This window comes from Pseudophaeobacter sp. A-200-2 (assembly GCF_041008815.1).
Taxonomy (GTDB): Bacteria; Pseudomonadota; Alphaproteobacteria; order Rhodobacterales; family Rhodobacteraceae; genus Phycobacter; species Phycobacter gallaeciensis_A.
In genome coordinates this window covers 133,950-149,810 of the sequence record NZ_JAXGFU010000009.1, presented here as the reverse complement: position 1 = coordinate 149,810, position 15,861 = coordinate 133,950, and the positions used below count along the sequence as shown (strand labels likewise).

The following is a 15,861-nucleotide window of genomic DNA, read 5'->3' as shown; positions in this document are numbered from 1 at the left end:
GCAAATGAGCGAGGAAGACCCGATGAGCGACACCCTGACACAAGCCGCCGCAGCCCTGAATGAAAAACTAGATGCCGCCGGTTTTGACGGCAGCGCCAAGTTCCAGATCGAAGACATGGGCGCGATCGTGCTGGACAGCGACGGTGCACGGATCAGCGACGAAGAAACCGATGTCACCATGTCCGCCGATGCCGAAACCTTTGAGGCGATCCTGTCCGGTGAACTTAACCCCACCAGCGCCTTCATGACCGGCAAACTGAGCGTTGACGGCGACATGGGCACTGCGATGAAACTGGCCTCGGCCCTCGCCTGACCACACCGACCTGAATGATGGAGACCCGCCCTATGGATCTGACCCCTGCCCCGTATTTTCGCGATATCGCCGATGGTCCGGAAGGGGGAGAAGCCCATTGGGTGACCACCAAAGATGGCCTGCGCATCCGCGTGGGCCATTGGCTGCCCGACGGTCTGCCGCGCGAGGCGATCAAGGGCACGGTGCTGATCTTTCCCGGACGCACCGAATATATCGAAAAATACGGCCCTGCAGCCATCGATCTGGGTCGGCGCGGCTTTGCGACGCTGGCCGTGGACTGGCGCGGACAGGGGCTGGCCGACCGGATGCTGGACGACCGGCGTCTTGGCCATGTTCAGCATTTCCCCGACTTTCAGCAGGACGTCGCCGCCGTGGTGCAACTGGCGCAGCAGCTTGACCTGCCGAAGCCCTGGTTCCTGCTGGCTCACTCCATGGGCGGCGCCATCGGGCTGCGCGCCCTGATCGAAGGGTTGCCGGTCAAGACCTGCGCCTTCACCGGGCCAATGTGGGGGATCCAGATCCCCGCCGCCATGCGCCCCGTCGCACGCATCTTAGGCGCTTTGGCGCCACATCTGGGTTTCAGCGCAATGCGCGCGCCCACCACGACCAAGGGGCATTACGTGCAATCCGCCCCCTACGAAGGCAACACTCTGACCAATGACGCGGATATGTACCGGTTCATGCAGGAACAGCTGGAGGCCCAGCCGGATCTGACACTGGGCGGGCCAACCGTACATTGGCTGAGCGAAGGACTGCAGGAATGCGCCGCCCTGGCCCAGCGCCCCTCTCCGGCGCTACCCTGCATCACCTTCCTCGGCAGCGACGAGCAGATCGTAAACACCGACGCCATCAAGGACCGCATGCAGCGCTGGCCCGGCGGCGAGCTGGATCTGGTTCAGGGCGCCCAGCACGAGGTGGTGATGGAAGGTCCAGCCATCCGCCAGCACACCTTTGACCGCATGTGCGCCCTCTTTGACCAATACCGGGGCTGAACGCCCCCGGCTGATGGGCGGCGCCGCTGATCGCTTGTGATCCCCCGCGCCGCTGCTTAGATGTCAATCGAATGGCACGGCGCGGCTGTGCCTCATCTTTTCACATGACGCTTCAAGGAGGCCCCATGTTTCAACTGCCTTTCCCCGTTCGTGACGCCAATGCCGGTGGAGGCTCTGACGCCTTCGGCAATCTGCCCGAATGGGATCTGACCGATCTTTACACCGCTGATGACGCCCCCGAACTGGCACGCGATCTGGATTGGCTGGAGCAGGAATGCAGCGCCTTTGCCTCCGATTACGAAGGCAAGCTGGCCGATCTTGATGCGGCGGGTCTGCTGGACTGCGTGCTGCGCAACGAAAAGATCAACGCCATCGCCGGGCGCCTGATGTCCTATGCGGGCCTGCGTTATTACCAGCTGACCACCGATGCAGACCGCGCCAAGTTCCTGTCGGATTGCCAGGAAAAGGTCACCGTCTTCACCACGCCGCTGGTCTTCTTCACGCTGGAGATCAACCGCATCGAAGATGACAAGCTGAAGGCGCTGTTCGCCGCCAATGCGGATCTCGCACGCTATGAACCCGTCTTCCGCCGCATCCGCGCGATGAAGCCGTACCAGCTGTCGGATGAGTTGGAAAAATTCCTGCACGATGTGGGCGTGGTCGGCGACGCCTGGGAGAAGTTGTTTGACGAAACCATAGCCGGTCTGACCTTCACCGTAGACGGTGAAGAGATGAACATCGAAGGCACGCTGAACTTCCTGACCGACCAAGACCGCAGCAAACGCGAAGCCGCGGCACGCGAACTGGCGCGGGTCTTTGCCGAAAACATCAAGATCTTTGCCCGCGTCCACAACACGCAAGCCAAGGAAAAGGAAATCGTCGACCGCTGGCGCGGTATGCCCTCGGCGCAGATGGGCCGCCATCTGGCCAATGATGTCGAACCCGAAGTTGTCGAGGCCCTGCGCGAAGCCGTCGTGGCCGCCTACCCCAAGCTGTCGCACCGCTATTACGAGCTGAAGCGCAAATGGCTGGGTCTTGACCGTATGGAGGTCTGGGACCGCAACGCGCCGCTGCCGATGGAAGTCTCCCGCACCGTCGGCTGGGACGAGGCCCGCGACATCGTGATGGAAGCCTACGGCGCCTTTGATCCGCGCATGGCCGAAATCGCCGATCCCTTCTTCAACAAGGGCTGGATCGATGCGGGCGTGAAACCCGGCAAGGCCCCCGGCGCCTTTGCCCACCCCACCGTCACCGATGTGCACCCCTATGTGATGCTGAACTACCTTGGCAAACCGCGCGATGTGATGACCCTCGCGCATGAGCTGGGTCACGGCGTGCATCAGGTGCTGGCCGCCGGTCAGGGCGAAATGCTCTCCTCCACCCCGCTGACCCTGGCGGAAACCGCGTCCGTGTTCGGCGAGATGCTGACCTTCCGCAAGATGCTGGAAAAGGCCAAGGACCAGAATGAACGCCGCGTGCTGCTGGCGGGCAAGGTCGAGGACATGATCAACACGGTCGTGCGCCAGATCGCCTTTTATGATTTTGAGTGCAAACTGCACGAGGCGCGCCGCGGCGGAGAACTGACGCCCGATGACATTAACGCGCTCTGGATGTCGGTGCAGGCTGAATCCTTGGGCGAAGCCTTTGATTTCATGGAAGGCTATGAAACCTTCTGGGCCTATATCCCGCATTTCGTCCACTCGCCCTTCTACGTCTATGCCTATGCATTCGGCGACGGGCTGGTGAACGCGCTCTACTCGGTCTACGAGGAAAACCCCGAAGGCTTCCAGGAGAAGTATTTCGACATGCTGAAAGCGGGTGGTTCCAAGCACCACAAGGAGCTTCTAGCGCCCTTCGGCCTTGATGCCTCGGATCCCAAGTTCTGGGACAAAGGCCTGTCGATGATTTCCGGCATGATCGACGAGCTGGAGGCTATGGAGGATTGATCCATCGCGTCAGGCGGGTGCCCAGCGCCCGCCTGATCGTCCGCTGTGCGGAGTGAGCGGACATTGCGCCTTTACCTCAACCTTACTTGAGACATTAAGTTGGATACAAAAGCGATTCTGGATAGTCGGAGTGGTCGACATGGACTTAAATCAAGTATTGATCGAAGTGCAAGATTTTCAGGAGAGTATCGAGTTTTACACCAAACTTGGACTCCGTCTGATCGTTTCCGAAAGAGGCGAATACGCTCGTTTCGAAATGCCATCAGGTTCGGCAACCTTTTCGATCTACCAATCAGGTCAAATAGCTGTGGGAAACACCGTCATTTACTTTGAGGTCGATGATGTGGATCAGAAGTTCACTGAATTGTGTGAACGCGGTATCGCCTTCAAAGGCGAACCCAAAGACCAAACGTTCAGATGGAGAACGGCCCATCTAAATGATCCCAGTGGGAATAAGCTGTGTCTGTTTCATGCTGGAAATGAGCGTCGTTTCCCTCCCTGGAGGCTTTCTGAGAAGCCTGTTTCTTGAACATGCCTGTGGTAGGTGTGGGCTCAAAGCAGCCATCTGCCCCCGCGATTACTTCAACTGACTGTCCTTCGATCCGCGCCGGTTGATGCCGCCGCGCTGCGCCTTTGCTCCGTCGCGCTCTTCCTGACAATCGATGCATAGCTTCACACCCGGGCGGGCCAGGCGGCGTTTTTCGGGAATCTCTTCTTCACAATCCGCGCAATGGGTCAGACTTTCGCCGACGGGCTGTTGCTGCGCTTTCATCCGCGCAAGTTCATCGCTGATCGAGGCTTCGATCTGCTCGCTCACCGCGCCGTCGCGCGCCCATCCACCTGCCATATCACGCCCTCCCGCGTCCTGATGCGAAGACCCGCAGCCTAGGCGCCCAGACCGCGCGGGGCAAGCCGGGCGGCTGCCCCGACGTTTTCCTTGCGCCCTGCCCTGTCCGCAGTAGCCTGCCAGCAGTTTCTTTGAGCAGATTTTGGGGAGGGTATTTAATGCGAAAACTTGCAAAATGGCTGGGACGGCTGGTGGTCCTGCTGATCCTTGTGGTGATCGGCGTACTGATCTTTGTGCCGGGCTATATCGAAAATGGCCGCAACGTAGTGGCCGAGCACGATCCCTACCCCGTCAGCGCCGAGGCGGCCGAGCTGCACAAGACGCTGCTGATCGGCGATCTGCATGCCGATCCCCTGCTGTGGAAACGCGACCTCACAAAGCGTGGCAACCGGGGTCAGGTCGACATCCCCCGCCTGATCGAAGGCAACGTGGCCTTGCAGGTTTTCACCGCCGTAACAAAATCCCCCGCCGGTCAGAACTATGACCACAATGAAACCGACGCGATGGACAATATTACCCTCTTGGCAGTGGCACAGATGTGGCCCATGCGCACCTGGGGCTCGCTGTATGAACGCGCCGTCTATCAGGCGGAAAAACTGCACGGGTTTGAAGAAAAGTCGGACGGCAAACTGCATATCATCAAATCCGAAGCCGACCTTGATGCGCTGTTGGAACGCAAACTGTCGGGCGAGGCCGTGGTCGGCGGGATTCTTGGTATCGAAGGCGCGCATCCGCTGGAAGGAAACCTCGACAACCTGCAGGGCTTGCAGGATGCCGGGTACCGGCTGGTGGCCTTGCAGCACTTTTTCGACAACGCGCTCGGCGGATCGCTGCACGGCGCCAGCAATGCCGGGCTAACAGATTTCGGACGCTCGGTTGTACAAGCCGTGGTGGACCGGGGGCTGATCCTTGATCTCGCCCATTCCAGTCCACAGGTGGCGCGTGATGTTCTTGAGATGACCGATATTCCACTGGTCGTCTCCCATGGCGGCATTCACAAGGCCTGCCCCGTCAAACGGAATTTCCAGGACGATCTGATGCGGGAGATCGCGGCGAAGGGCGGGGTCATCGGTATCGGCTACTGGAAGGATGCGATCTGCGATGACAGCCCTGCGGGCGTCGCCGCCGCGGTGAAGGTCGGGATCGAGGTCGTGGGAGAGGATCACGTCGCGCTGGGGTCGGATTTCGACGGCTCGGTCGAGACCACCTTCGACACCTCGGAACTTGCCGCCCTCACCCATGCCATGCTGGAGGCAGGGCTGACGCCCGAACAGATCCGCAAGGTCGCCGGGGAAAACATGCTACGGGTGATCCGGGCCCGGCTGGACTGATCCACCGCTGCGCCGGAAAAAAACAACTTTGCTTCGCGCCGCCCCCTCGCCGGGGCGGCGTTTCCCGTTCTAGCCTGCAGATCTATCTCGCGGATTTAGTCTGCCACCGCACCCGCGAGCAAATCCCGACTAAACTTATCAAGTATTTGAATTTGCACATTTTTCTTGACCCACTCTTCGCTATTGCCTATCGAGGTTTCAAGATCTGCAGCAAGCCAGAATCAACGGCAGCACGCAAAGCTAGCACTCCAGCGAGGACACTCTACCGGGTCCCAGCCAGACAGCCAGCACCGCCAGCCCCCTGATTTCCAGCCAGCCACACAACGCCAGCACTTCGCCAGCGCAGCTCGATCATCCTTGTCAGCCTTCCGCCAGCCGTTGATCAGGTCGCCCCCAAAAGGTCTTTCAGCTTGCCAGCCACCGCGCCAGCCTTTCGCTGACCGGCCTATGCTTGGACGCTACAGGCATGTACTCGTCCAAAGCCTGCGCGTTTTGCACCCAGATGCATCAGTCTACTCCCACACCGTCGCAACATGAACGGCCGCCCTGAACCAAAAAGCAGACGTCCTTGACTTAGCCTGAGCAAGGCTATTCATGTCCATCATGACCGATCTTTCAACCCAAACTCTGGATGAACTCAGCCTCGACGAGGCTGCCCGCCCCAAAGCACCGCTGGTGCCGGAAGCAACGGACGCACACCGTCACCAGGGGCGACAACTGGCAGCAATCCATCGTCATTACCTGATGGAGATAGCCCAGATCGCTGCGGTCCTGACCCGGATCGAGGCGCGGGACACCCCGCCTGAGCACCTGAAGCAGATCGTGCTTTCACTCGACATGGCTGAGAATTTCCGCGCGTTCGGATCGCTTTGCGGGCGCGAGTGCCAGGTGCTTAAGTTGCACCACGATATTGAAGGCGTTGACATGTTCCCCCGGATCGAGGCTGCGGGCGGTGGAAAGTTCCGCGAAGTCATCGCCAAATTGAAGGCAGAACACGAGGTGGTTCACGAGCTGATCATCCGCCTCGGTCGTGCAGCGCATACGCTGGCCGAAAATCCCAGCGATGCAAACTTCGCCCAGGCCGCCGCGACATTCAGAAAACTGGAAGAGGTTGTGCGTTCCCATTTTGGCTATGAGGAAACTGAACTGGCAGAGGCTATCGGGTATTATCTCGGGTCGATCTGACAGCGCCGCCAAGACTCCTCAGCAACGTCGGCATCCAATGCTATTTCGCCCGCATCCCAATCCGTGACCGAAAGAAAAAGGGCTGCCCGCAGGGCAACCCTTTTGCATTTCTTTGCCGTTCATTCGCAGCCTGTCTTCAGGCGCTGGTCAGCATGCCTTTTTCCGACGCCAAAGCACGCATCTTGTTTTGCAGCTTCTCAAACGCGCGCACCTCGATCTGGCGGATACGTTCGCGGCTGACGTCATACTGGGTGCTCAGCTCTTCCAGAGTCACCGGTTTGTCGGCAAGACGGCGCTGGGTCAGGATATCCTTTTCCCGGTCATTCAGCACATCAAGCGCCTGCGCCAGCAATTCGCGGCGCGCTTCCAGCTCGTCCCGTGCCTCGTAATCGCCCGCCTGGTCGGCATCTTCGTCTTCCAGCCAGTCCTGCCACTGCATGGTGCCCTCGCCCTCGCTGCCGACAGTGGCATTGAGCGACGCGTCGCCACCGGACATGCGGCGGTTCATTGAGATTACTTCGGCTTCGGTCACGCCCAGATCGGTCGCGATCTTCTTGACGTTTTCCGGACGCAGATCGCCCTCTTCCAGGGCGCCGATACGGGCCTTAGCCTTGCGCAAGTTGAAGAACAGTTTCTTCTGGCCCGAGGTGGTGCCCAGTTTCACAAGGCTCCAGGACCGCAGGATATACTCCTGGATCGAGGCGCGGATCCACCACATGGCATAGGTCGCCAGACGGAAACCTTTTTCAGGATCAAAGCGTTTCACCGCCTGCATCAGACCGACGTTCGCCTCCGAGATCACCTCGGCTTGGGGCAGACCATAGCCGCGGTATCCCATGGCGATCTTCGCCGCCAGACGCAGGTGGGAGGTGACCATCTTATGCGCCGCCTTGGTGTCCTGCTCTTCGACCCACCGCTTGGCCAGCATATATTCTTCTTCCGGCTCCAGCAGCGGGAACTTCCGGATTTCCTGCATATAACGGTTCAGGCCACCTTCCGGTGTCGGTGCAGGTAGGTTTGCATAATTCGCCATTCGGTCTGTCCCTCCCAATGTTTAAGGACTTAACATCAGCGTTGTTGTAGGACGAATATGGGGAAGAGGTTCTTCCGTTTCAAGTCCTACCGATAATCACACCTTATACCGAACCCGCGATCACGGTCTGTAATCTTGATCACAGGCCCCTATCGGCGGCCCATGGCTCACCCTTTTGCGCCGCGCAGCACCTCCAGAAGGTCCTGCATATCCTGCGGCAAGGGCGCCTCGAACCGTACCGTTTCGCCGCTGACCGGATGGGTAAAGCCCAGAACCGCCGCATGCAGTGCCTGCCGCGGAAAGGCCTGAACTGCCGCAAGCGCCTTTTCGCTCAGCGCCTTAACCGGCAGCTTGCGTTTGCCGCCATAGGTCGGATCACCGATCAGCCCATGACCTGCATGGGCCATATGCACCCGGATCTGATGGGTCCGGCCGGTTTCCAGCCAGCATTCGATCAGCGCCGCCACCGGCGGATTGCCAAAAGGCTCCACGATACGCGCCCGCGTCACCGCGTGGCGACCGCCCTGAAACAGCACCGCCTGACGCTGTCGGTCGGTCTTGTGGCGAGCCAGTTGGGTGGTCAGCTTCAGGATGTTGCCGGTCTCGAAACTGGCGCCTTTGACACCGCGCAGCCGGGGATCGTTGGCATCGGGCACTCCATAGCAGACCGCGCGGTAATAGCGTTCGACCGTGTGACGTTCGAACTGCGCCGCAAGCCCCTGATGCGCAACATCGGATTTCGCCACCACCAGAAGACCCGAGGTTTCCTTGTCGATGCGATGCACGATACCGGGGCGCTTCACCCCACCGACACCAGACAGGTTATCGCCGCAATGATGCATCAGCGCGTTGACCAGCGTGCCCGAAGGCGTGCCCGGCGCCGGATGCACCACCATGCCCGCCGGTTTGTTGACGACGATCAGATCGTCATCCTCGAACACCACATCTAGCGGGATATCCTCGGGGCCAATATGGCTGTCACTGGCTTCCTCGACGGTGACTGCAATCACCGCCCCTGCCTCGACCCGCGCCTTGGGATCGCGCACCACTTGCCCGTCAACGGACAGCGCGCCCTCGTCAATCAGCCGTGCCAGACGGGTCCGCGATAGGGTTGCCTCCTCTGGCACATCACGCGAAACCGCTTTATCAAGCCGTTTAGGCGGATTTTCCGCGATGACGAATTCTATCCGGCGGCGCTCCATGACAGATCCTTCCAAACCCGAATTGCAAGAAGAGCCGCCGCAGCTGAAGTTCCTGCGCCGACTGGTGACCACGCTGACCGTGGTCATGATTGGCGGGCTTGTAGTGGTTATCTCGCTGCTTGTCATCCGTCTGTCTGCAGACGGGCCTTCACTGCCGAACAGCATCACCCTGCCCGACGGCGTCACGGCCGAGGCTGTCACCTTTGGCACCGGCTGGGTGGCGGTGGTGACCCAGGATCAGCGCATCCTGATTCTGGATCCCGAAACCAGTGCGGTCCGGCAGGAAATCGAGCTGAAATAGCCCCCCGGCACAGCAAGGCGGGCGGACTGCATCAGGAACGCAGCAGCACCTTGTTCGATCCCAGCGCCTCAGCAATCTGCACATATTGCGAACGCCGCTCTTCTGCCGCTTCGGCGCTGCGCAACAGGACCGTCTGCGCCTGATCCAGAATGGCGCTGGCCTGCTGATTGACCTGCGCTGCCCGTGCCGGATTGACCGGCGTCAGCGGACGCGTGGTCCGGTCCGTGGACGACGTCTTGCGCGAGGCATAGGCATTGCTCTGTTTCCAATCCCGGTTTTTGCGGGTCAGACGGTGAATATCCCGCGCGGTGTCCCGCAGAACCTGGCGGACTTCCTCGTAATCCGAATCCTCCGGGATTTCCGCTGAAACGCTTTCCAGACGCTCCGCGAGACAATCCACACGGTATTCCGCGGCGTCGATATCAGCGCAAAAGGCCTTGGCGGCGGAGAGGCTCGTCACCAACTGACGCAGGAACGCCGCCGAGCCGAACTCGCCCGCCGGAACGATCACCGTGTAAAGAACTGGCGCTGACTGCGCCAGAACCGGCCCCGCCGTCAGCGCCATCACTGCGGACGCCGCCGCACATCTGCTTAGGAAACTTTGCGTCATGTCACTCGAACTCCGGATACCAATACCACATGCCCTAGCCACCATCCGGTGGCGGCCCCGCAAACGGGGCATCGGCAGAAATCATGTTGAAACTGTCCCATTCCCGCGCCGTCGTTGCAAGCGCGGCATAGGTCTGTAAGCTGCTAGGGGAGTATCGTAATGATTTTTCGGAGGCTTCCATGTTTTCCCCCCGCTCTCTGACCGCCCTAGCCGCCCTGATTCTTTTTGCCGCCCCCGGACCGCTTGCAGCCCAGGGCGCAAGCGCAGCCCTCAACGAAGCAAAGAGCCGCGCCGCCTGCGGTGCAGGGGTTCCGGTCTCGGCGCAATACCTGCCGGGCGGGCTGCTCAAGGTCACCTGCCGCGCCTCCAACTCTCAAGCGGTTAGCGAAACGCTGCCCGAAGCGATGCAGGGTACCGGGCTAAGCCCCACCGCCGCCGCTGGGGTGATTTTGACCAGTGTGATTCTCCTAGTCGTGACCGGTGATGACGAAACCGGCACCACCACGACGACAACCACCACAACGGCCCCCACCGAATAACCGCGCGCGTAGCGACATCGTCAATCAGGATAATCAGTGCAGCGGGTTCTGTTGGGACACAGCAGGCCCTGCCCGCTTGGCACTGCACCTCTATGCGTGCAGTCCTGTGGCACCCCTGTCGGCGACATGGCGAACGCAGGTGTCCTGCGTCGCCCATTCGCCTGAACATATATATGGCGATCAATAGGTTATGTGCGAATGGAGAATATGGTACCGCCTCCCTGGCTTGAACAGGGGACCTCTGGATCCACAATCCAGCGCTCTAACCAACTGAGCTAAGGCGGCACTGGGGGGCGATTTAGCCTAGGTACATACCGAGCGCAAGGGGGTTAAAGCACAGTTTTCCAGCTTTGTTCGATCAAATCCTGTCCGAAGGAATAAACCGGTTTGCTGTCGGCCAGTTCCCAGCCGAATGCAGCATAAAGCGCGCAGGCTGCTTCGTGGCTTTCATGGGTCCACAGCGTCATATCCTGATAGCCCGCATCACGCGCGAACTGCATGCATTGGGTCAGCAGGCGCTTGCCGATGCCCTTGCCGCGCGCCTCGGGCGTCAGCAGGAACAGGCGCAGCTTGGCGGTGGTATCGCTCAGCTGGACGCAGAAGATCGAGCCAAGCCGCTGGCCGTTTTCCTCTGCGATCCAGCCGCGTTCCCTTTCCGGATCATGATCCGCGCAGAAATCCCGCAGGATCTCGGCCACCAGCGGGCCAAATGTGTCGTCGAACCCTTCGTCCTGCGTGTAAAGGGTCTGGTGCCGCTCCACCAGCCAGGGGCTGTCCTCGGCTTCGAATCGGCGCAAAGTCACTTTTTCCATGGCTTATCTGACCACGATGCCCGCTTGCCTTTCAACAGGCTCCGGGCTAGCAGGATGCCTCAGGCCGTTTATGCGCCGCAGAAGGTCACCCACAGGAGGTCACGATGGGCATCAACAGCGAACGCGATATCGAAGCGAACATGCAGATCGGCCCGACCGATATCGGCATGGTGCGCATTTTCATCGAAGCCGGCGATATTGAGATCCCGATGGATTTCGACCCCGAAGAAGCCGAGGAAATCGCCGACGAAATCCGCGCCGCCGCTCAGGCAGCCCGCAGCCTGTCGGACTAACCTTGGCACCCGGACGGGCGGCTGTGTCCGTGCAGGCGCCCGCCAGATAACTGAAGCGGCGCGTCACATACCGCGCCTGAGTTCCCACCCGAGCGTGGAAACTTTACTGCTACGCAAGCCACTTAACGCCAAGTAGCTATGAAACCTCGCGACTAAACAAAAAAACGTTACTGCTTCCTTCAGCGCGATTAATTTCTTTTTGAGACTCCAGCGCGACCCTAAAGGCCATTCATTTGGATTTAGAGGGGCGCAGATTATGAACTCCGTTTTCGGCATCAACAGCTTTACCGGCCTTTATGCTGGCACGACCACACCGGATTTGGCGGCGACTGCGGAAACCACAGCCACCGATTGGACCAAAGGGGCCAGCGCCAAAACCCTTCTGGAAGAAAGCCAGAAGGTGCAGCGCGCCGAACGCCTAGAGCAGCGCAAGGAAGCGGAGGCCAACATGAAACGCTTGGAGGACAATGCGCGCGCGATTGCCTTCGCGCTAAAAACCAAAGAAATGCAAAAGGCCCTCGCCACGCTGCAACAGGACAACAGCCAGAGCAGCCACCTCATGCTTTTGATGGTCACAGACGAGGGCGATATTCACGCCTTCTTTCCACCCCCTCCAAACACCTTCGGCGCCGACTCTGGCAACGATGCCGTGTCCTACGCTGGCGGGGTGATCAAGGGCATCGAAACCGGTGATGGATCGGACGCCGTAGCCCTGACCGGCGATGTGGTCGAGGACGTGCATACCGACCGGCAAAACCGAGGCACCGAGTTGGTCGTTAACAAATCCGGCGGGGCGCGGATGACCACGTATTATGCCAATTATTCCGCCGCCGATTCCTTGGCGATCTCAGCACAGACGATACGCAAGATTTCGACCGGTGGCGGTAATGACGCGGTCGCTCTGAATGCGGAAACGATCACGGGACTCGATACCGGTACGGGCGATGACGCGCTCAGCATCTCGGCCCGCCACCTCAATCAGGTGAACACCGGCGATGGCAATGACAGCCTGGCCATTCGCGCGGGGGTCGTGTCACGACTGGATACCGGATCGGGCGACGATGTTCTGACCCTTAACGCCACTGTTCTGGACGGCGTAAGAACCGGCGACGGCAATGATGTGGTCAATGTGGTGCTGAATGATCAATCCGGGGACGGGCTGGACTTCCCGCGGTACGCCCGCCTGCACACAGGCAGCGGCGATGACACGCTATCCTTGGCAGCGCAGGGGCATGTCACATTTGGTGCCGGGACAGGCGACGATACGGTTCTGCTGTCAAAAGGCAGCTTTACCATGGCGCTGCAGGATGGCGCGGCCGAGGGCAATGACGTGGTCACCCTTTCGGACGGTGCAGATCTGGCCCTCATGGTCTCCAGCGAAAAAGCCGCCAGCGCCACCATCGTAAAGAAGGACGATGCCCTGCTCATCAATTTTGGCGATGGTAGCTCGGTCACAGTCAAAGGTCTGGCAAACGGAGGCACTGTCGCGCTGGCCCTGCCAAGCGGTCAGGTCGACAAGATCCTGAAACAAGAACAAGCGGTCGATCTGCGCATGTGAGGATCACATCTGCTACACTCTGGGGTCGAGAACCGCCTGCAGCCGCCGCGCGGCGTCCATCGCCAGCTTGTGCGTCATCTTCTTGCGCCGGGCTGCGGCCAACTTCTCTTCCGGCCCCATGCGCACAATCTCGCCATAATAGGCATCGGCGATGATCAGACCGGTTTCATCCGGCAGGATCTCCACAGGGAACTCGGTGTCTACCGCCCAGAAATAGCGGTCACACCACTCGAGATACCCTTGCCATTTGCTGTCTGACTGGAAATCGGCGCGGCTGGATTTGCATTCGATCACCCAGATCTCGCCCTTTGGGCCCAGCGCCATCAGATCAACGCGCAGGCCGCGTGTGGGCACGAACTCCTCGACCGAGACAAAGCCAAGCGAGCGCAAATAGCGCGCCACCCCGCGCGCCAGCCGCTGACCAGGCTGAAACCGCTCCAGATCATTCTCATCCACCATGGCACCAGAAGTGAACAATTAGGGAACAAAATGCAAGCCCGAGGACGGTAAAGGCAAAAACTCTTACCACTTGCCCCTTGCCGCCGCAGCGCCCGCACACTACCTAGGGCCGTGGCGGGTTCTGCCCTTCTTGTGACAGGTAGCATTCCAGTGGCCTTAAGCAATTCCGAGGGAGCTGGCTCTGTTCGGATCCTGGTCCGTTTACCTGGCGCCCACCTGTACATACAGGTCCTCGGGAATCAAAACCGCACGGTTGCCTGGTGGTCCCGCCACTTTTCCTCACCTACGAACGCTGCTTGGGTCTGATCCGGCCCAGTGCAGGATGCATGCCGTCACAAGTACCTGCCGGTTAATTCGGCGCCCCGTCGGCCCATTTGCCCGTCCGTCAGACCACAGCGGCCGACCGCGCAGTTACCCCAGGAACAAAAAGGCGCCACTCCCGCGAAAGGAATGGCGCCCTTGATCTAAACGAGTTTTTCGCCAGACGGCCTCAGCTATCCATTTTCAATGCCGAGATGAAGGCCTCCTGCGGGATGTCGACCTTGCCGAACTGGCGCATCTTCTTCTTACCCGCTTTCTGCTTGTCCAGCAGCTTGCGCTTACGCGAGGCATCGCCGCCATAGCATTTCGCGGTCACGTCCTTGCGCAGCGCCGACAGGGTTTCGCGCGCGATCACCTTGCCGCCGATGGCCGCCTGGATCGGGATCTTGAACATGTGGCGCGGGATCAGGTCCTTCAGCTTTTCGCACATGGCGCGGCCGCGCATCTCGGCGCGATCCCGGTGCACCATCATCGACAGCGCATCCACCGGCTCGTCATTCACCAGCACCGACATCTTCACCAGATTGTCCTCGCGGTAGCCCGTCAGGTGGTAGTCGAAGGAGGCATAGCCCTTGGTCACCGATTTCAGCCGGTCGTAGAAGTCAAAAACCACCTCGTTCAACGGCAGATCGTAGACCACCATGGCGCGGGTGCCGGCATAGGTCAGGTCTTCTTGAATGCCGCGGCGGTCCTGGCAGAGTTTCAGCACATCGCCGAGGTATTCATCCGGCACAAGGATCGTCGCCTTGATCCGCGGTTCCTCGATGTGATCCACCTTGGACATGTCGGGCATGTCGGCCGGGTTGTGCAGGTCGATCTTCTCACCGTCCTTCATGTAGACGTGATAGATCACCGACGGCGCCGTGGTGATCAGCTCGATATTGTATTCCCGCTCGATCCGGTCGCGGATCACCTCAAGGTGCAACAGGCCCAGGAAACCGCAGCGGAAACCAAAGCCCAGCGCCGCCGAGGTCTCCATCTCAAAGCTGAAGGAGGCGTCGTTGAGAGCCAGCTTGTCGATGGCGTCGCGCAGGTCTTCGAATTCGGCGCTGTCCACCGGGAACAGACCACAGAACACCACCGGCTGCGCCGGTTTGAAGCCCGGCAGAGCCACCTCGCAGCCGTTCCGGTCATTGGTGATGGTGTCGCCGACGCGGGTGTCGCGTACCTGCTTGATCGAGGCGGTCAGGAAGCCGATCTCACCCGGGCCGAGTTCATCCACCACCTGCATGGCAGGGCGAAAGACGCCGATCCGGTCCACATGGTGCAGGGTGTCGTTCGACATGAACTTGACCCGCATGCCTTTCTTCAGGACGCCGTCCATAATACGCACCAGCACGATCACGCCCAGGTAAGCGTCGTACCAGCTGTCCACCAGCATGGCTTTGAGCGGCGCATCGCGGGTGCCTGCGGGAGCGGGCAGATGCTGTACGATCGCTTCCAGCGTCTCGTGAATACCCTGCCCGGTCTTGGCCGAGACCTGAATGGCTTCGCTTGCGTCGATGCCGATCACATCCTCGATCTGCTCAGCCACGCGATCGCAATCAGATGCGGGCAGGTCGATCTTGTTCAGCACCGGGACGATCTCGTGATCCGCGTCGATTGCCTGATAGACATTGGCCAGCGTCTGCGCCTCGACCCCTTGCGTGCTGTCCACAACCAGTAGCGAGCCTTCAACCGCGCGCATGGAGCGGGAGACCTCATAAGCAAAGTCGACGTGGCCGGGGGTGTCGATAAGGTTGAGAACATAGGTCTCGCCATCGTCGGCCTTGTAGTCGATCCGAACCGTGTTGGCCTTGATGGTGATGCCGCGCTCGCGCTCGATATCCATCGCGTCCAGAAGCTGCTCTTTCATATCGCGCGACTCCACTGTCCCGGTCTCCTGGATGAGCCGGTCAGCGAGGGTGGATTTGCCATGGTCGATATGGGCGACGATGGAGAAATTGCGGATCTTTGAGAGCTCTGTCATGGTCTGGGGATATGGTGCGGATTTTAAGTTTGGTCAAGCGCGCGCGTGAGGCCACCCAGCGATATTTTTAAGGGTGCGCGCCAGAAGCGGCAGCATGCAGGATGATTTCTGCCCCACGTTCTCATAATCGCGCCTCATTCCACATATTTT

17 protein-coding genes and 1 tRNA gene are annotated in these 15,861 nt (G+C 60.0%); 10 read left to right on the top strand and 8 right to left on the bottom strand.

The features are described from left to right. The first annotated feature begins 22 nt into the window (after positions 1-22). The 4 genes from SM766_RS14850 to SM766_RS14835 all read left to right on the top strand — a co-directional run bounded on the left by SM766_RS14850 (position 23) and on the right by SM766_RS14835 (position 3,780). On the top strand, positions 23-313 hold the full coding sequence (locus SM766_RS14850) for an SCP2 sterol-binding domain-containing protein (protein ID WP_065273775.1): 291 nt from the start codon (positions 23-25) through the stop codon (positions 311-313). Positions 314-330: 17 nt separating this feature from the next. Next, positions 331-1,305 (top strand): alpha/beta fold hydrolase, encoded by a 975-nt coding sequence (locus tag SM766_RS14845; RefSeq protein ID WP_368948357.1) that lies wholly within the window; start codon positions 331-333, stop codon positions 1,303-1,305. A 125-nt stretch (positions 1,306-1,430) separates the two neighbouring features. After that, a complete protein-coding gene (locus SM766_RS14840; protein WP_368948275.1) occupies positions 1,431-3,251 on the top strand; it encodes a M3 family oligoendopeptidase in 1,821 nt (606 codons plus the stop codon). Between the two features lie 139 nt (positions 3,252-3,390). Next, entirely contained in the window at positions 3,391-3,780 is a 390-nt protein-coding gene (locus tag SM766_RS14835; RefSeq protein WP_368948356.1) for a VOC family protein, read from the top strand. 48 nt (positions 3,781-3,828) lie between these two features. Here the strand turns inward: SM766_RS14835 and SM766_RS14830 are convergent, their stop codons facing one another. After that, positions 3,829-4,098, bottom strand: a complete 270-nt coding sequence (locus SM766_RS14830; RefSeq protein WP_274830083.1) for a DksA/TraR family C4-type zinc finger protein — start codon at positions 4,096-4,098, stop codon at positions 3,829-3,831. A gap of 158 nt (positions 4,099-4,256) precedes the next feature. Here SM766_RS14830 and SM766_RS14825 point away from each other — a divergent pair, with 158 nt between their 5' ends. Then, positions 4,257-5,429, top strand: a complete 1,173-nt coding sequence (locus SM766_RS14825; RefSeq protein ID WP_368948274.1) for a dipeptidase — start codon at positions 4,257-4,259, stop codon at positions 5,427-5,429. Between the two features lie 594 nt (positions 5,430-6,023). Then, positions 6,024-6,614: a hemerythrin domain-containing protein gene (locus tag SM766_RS14820; protein ID WP_368948273.1), complete on the top strand. Its 591-nt coding sequence runs from the start codon at positions 6,024-6,026 to the stop codon at positions 6,612-6,614. Between the two features lie 136 nt (positions 6,615-6,750). Here SM766_RS14820 and rpoH read toward each other — a convergent pair whose 3' ends face one another. Together rpoH and SM766_RS14810 are read right to left on the bottom strand one after the other, a co-directional pair. Then, a complete protein-coding gene (gene rpoH, locus SM766_RS14815; protein WP_065272972.1) occupies positions 6,751-7,647 on the bottom strand; it encodes an RNA polymerase sigma factor RpoH in 897 nt (298 codons plus the stop codon). A gap of 167 nt (positions 7,648-7,814) precedes the next feature. After that, positions 7,815-8,849, bottom strand: coding sequence for an RluA family pseudouridine synthase (locus tag SM766_RS14810; RefSeq protein WP_368948272.1), 1,035 nt, complete (start codon positions 8,847-8,849; stop codon positions 7,815-7,817). Between SM766_RS14810 and SM766_RS14805 the strand changes: the two genes are divergently transcribed. Continuing rightward, entirely contained in the window at positions 8,848-9,150 is a 303-nt protein-coding gene (locus tag SM766_RS14805) for a DUF6476 family protein (protein ID WP_368948271.1), read from the top strand. The two genes, SM766_RS14810 and SM766_RS14805, sit on opposite strands and share 2 nt — an antisense overlap. 31 nt (positions 9,151-9,181) lie before the next feature. Here the strand turns inward: SM766_RS14805 and SM766_RS14800 are convergent, their stop codons facing one another. Continuing rightward, a complete protein-coding gene (locus SM766_RS14800) occupies positions 9,182-9,715 on the bottom strand; it encodes a hypothetical protein (RefSeq protein ID WP_368948270.1) in 534 nt (177 codons plus the stop codon). Positions 9,716-9,939: 224 nt separating this feature from the next. Between SM766_RS14800 and SM766_RS14795 the strand changes: the two genes are divergently transcribed. Continuing rightward, the gene (locus SM766_RS14795; RefSeq protein ID WP_368948269.1) at positions 9,940-10,299 is read left to right on the top strand and encodes a hypothetical protein; all 360 of its coding nucleotides are present in this window, start codon (positions 9,940-9,942) and stop codon (positions 10,297-10,299) included. A 208-nt stretch (positions 10,300-10,507) separates the two neighbouring features. On the opposite strand, the gene SM766_RS14790 is transcribed toward SM766_RS14795, so the two are convergent. Further along, positions 10,508-10,584: transfer RNA gene (locus SM766_RS14790), tRNA-His, on the bottom strand. A gap of 44 nt (positions 10,585-10,628) precedes the next feature. Next, the gene (locus tag SM766_RS14785; protein ID WP_368948268.1) at positions 10,629-11,111 is read right to left on the bottom strand and encodes a GNAT family N-acetyltransferase; all 483 of its coding nucleotides are present in this window, start codon (positions 11,109-11,111) and stop codon (positions 10,629-10,631) included. Positions 11,112-11,215: 104 nt separating this feature from the next. On the opposite strand from SM766_RS14785, the gene SM766_RS14780 reads away from it, so the two are divergent. Then, positions 11,216-11,404, top strand: coding sequence for a DUF6324 family protein (locus SM766_RS14780; RefSeq protein WP_065272966.1), 189 nt, complete (start codon positions 11,216-11,218; stop codon positions 11,402-11,404). Positions 11,405-11,660: 256 nt separating this feature from the next. Continuing rightward, on the top strand, positions 11,661-12,962 hold the full coding sequence (locus SM766_RS14775) for a hypothetical protein (RefSeq protein ID WP_368948267.1): 1,302 nt from the start codon (positions 11,661-11,663) through the stop codon (positions 12,960-12,962). 12 nt (positions 12,963-12,974) lie between these two features. Here the strand turns inward: SM766_RS14775 and SM766_RS14770 are convergent, their stop codons facing one another. Together SM766_RS14770 and lepA are read right to left on the bottom strand one after the other, a co-directional pair. Beyond that, a complete protein-coding gene (locus SM766_RS14770) occupies positions 12,975-13,421 on the bottom strand; it encodes an MmcB family DNA repair protein (protein WP_274868664.1) in 447 nt (148 codons plus the stop codon). A 490-nt stretch (positions 13,422-13,911) separates the two neighbouring features. After that, a complete protein-coding gene (gene lepA / locus SM766_RS14765) occupies positions 13,912-15,711 on the bottom strand; it encodes a translation elongation factor 4 (protein ID WP_065272964.1) in 1,800 nt (599 codons plus the stop codon). Positions 15,712-15,861 lie beyond the last annotated feature (150 nt).

What these genes read in the sequence shown, in the direction of transcription:
- SM766_RS14850 (WP_065273775.1), top strand. Translation starts at nt 23, where the DNA reads ATGAGCGACACCCTGACACAAGCCGCCGCAGCCCTGAATGAAAAACTA.
- SM766_RS14845 (WP_368948357.1), top strand. Translation starts at nt 331, where the DNA reads ATGGAGACCCGCCCTATGGATCTGACCCCTGCCCCGTATTTTCGCGAT.
- SM766_RS14840 (WP_368948275.1), top strand. Translation starts at nt 1,431, where the DNA reads ATGTTTCAACTGCCTTTCCCCGTTCGTGACGCCAATGCCGGTGGAGGC.
- SM766_RS14835 (WP_368948356.1), top strand. Translation starts at nt 3,391, where the DNA reads ATGGACTTAAATCAAGTATTGATCGAAGTGCAAGATTTTCAGGAGAGT.
- SM766_RS14830 (WP_274830083.1), bottom strand. Translation starts at nt 4,098, where the DNA reads ATGGCAGGTGGATGGGCGCGCGACGGCGCGGTGAGCGAGCAGATCGAA.
- SM766_RS14825 (WP_368948274.1), top strand. Translation starts at nt 4,257, where the DNA reads ATGCGAAAACTTGCAAAATGGCTGGGACGGCTGGTGGTCCTGCTGATC.
- SM766_RS14820 (WP_368948273.1), top strand. Translation starts at nt 6,024, where the DNA reads ATGTCCATCATGACCGATCTTTCAACCCAAACTCTGGATGAACTCAGC.
- rpoH (WP_065272972.1), bottom strand. Translation starts at nt 7,647, where the DNA reads ATGGCGAATTATGCAAACCTACCTGCACCGACACCGGAAGGTGGCCTG.
- SM766_RS14805 (WP_368948271.1), top strand. Translation starts at nt 8,848, where the DNA reads ATGACAGATCCTTCCAAACCCGAATTGCAAGAAGAGCCGCCGCAGCTG.
- SM766_RS14810 (WP_368948272.1), bottom strand. Translation starts at nt 8,849, where the DNA reads ATGGAGCGCCGCCGGATAGAATTCGTCATCGCGGAAAATCCGCCTAAA.
- SM766_RS14800 (WP_368948270.1), bottom strand. Translation starts at nt 9,715, where the DNA reads ATGGCGCTGACGGCGGGGCCGGTTCTGGCGCAGTCAGCGCCAGTTCTT.
- SM766_RS14795 (WP_368948269.1), top strand. Translation starts at nt 9,940, where the DNA reads ATGTTTTCCCCCCGCTCTCTGACCGCCCTAGCCGCCCTGATTCTTTTT.
- SM766_RS14785 (WP_368948268.1), bottom strand. Translation starts at nt 11,111, where the DNA reads ATGGAAAAAGTGACTTTGCGCCGATTCGAAGCCGAGGACAGCCCCTGG.
- SM766_RS14780 (WP_065272966.1), top strand. Translation starts at nt 11,216, where the DNA reads ATGGGCATCAACAGCGAACGCGATATCGAAGCGAACATGCAGATCGGC.
- SM766_RS14775 (WP_368948267.1), top strand. Translation starts at nt 11,661, where the DNA reads ATGAACTCCGTTTTCGGCATCAACAGCTTTACCGGCCTTTATGCTGGC.
- SM766_RS14770 (WP_274868664.1), bottom strand. Translation starts at nt 13,421, where the DNA reads ATGGTGGATGAGAATGATCTGGAGCGGTTTCAGCCTGGTCAGCGGCTG.
- lepA (WP_065272964.1), bottom strand. Translation starts at nt 15,711, where the DNA reads ATGACAGAGCTCTCAAAGATCCGCAATTTCTCCATCGTCGCCCATATC.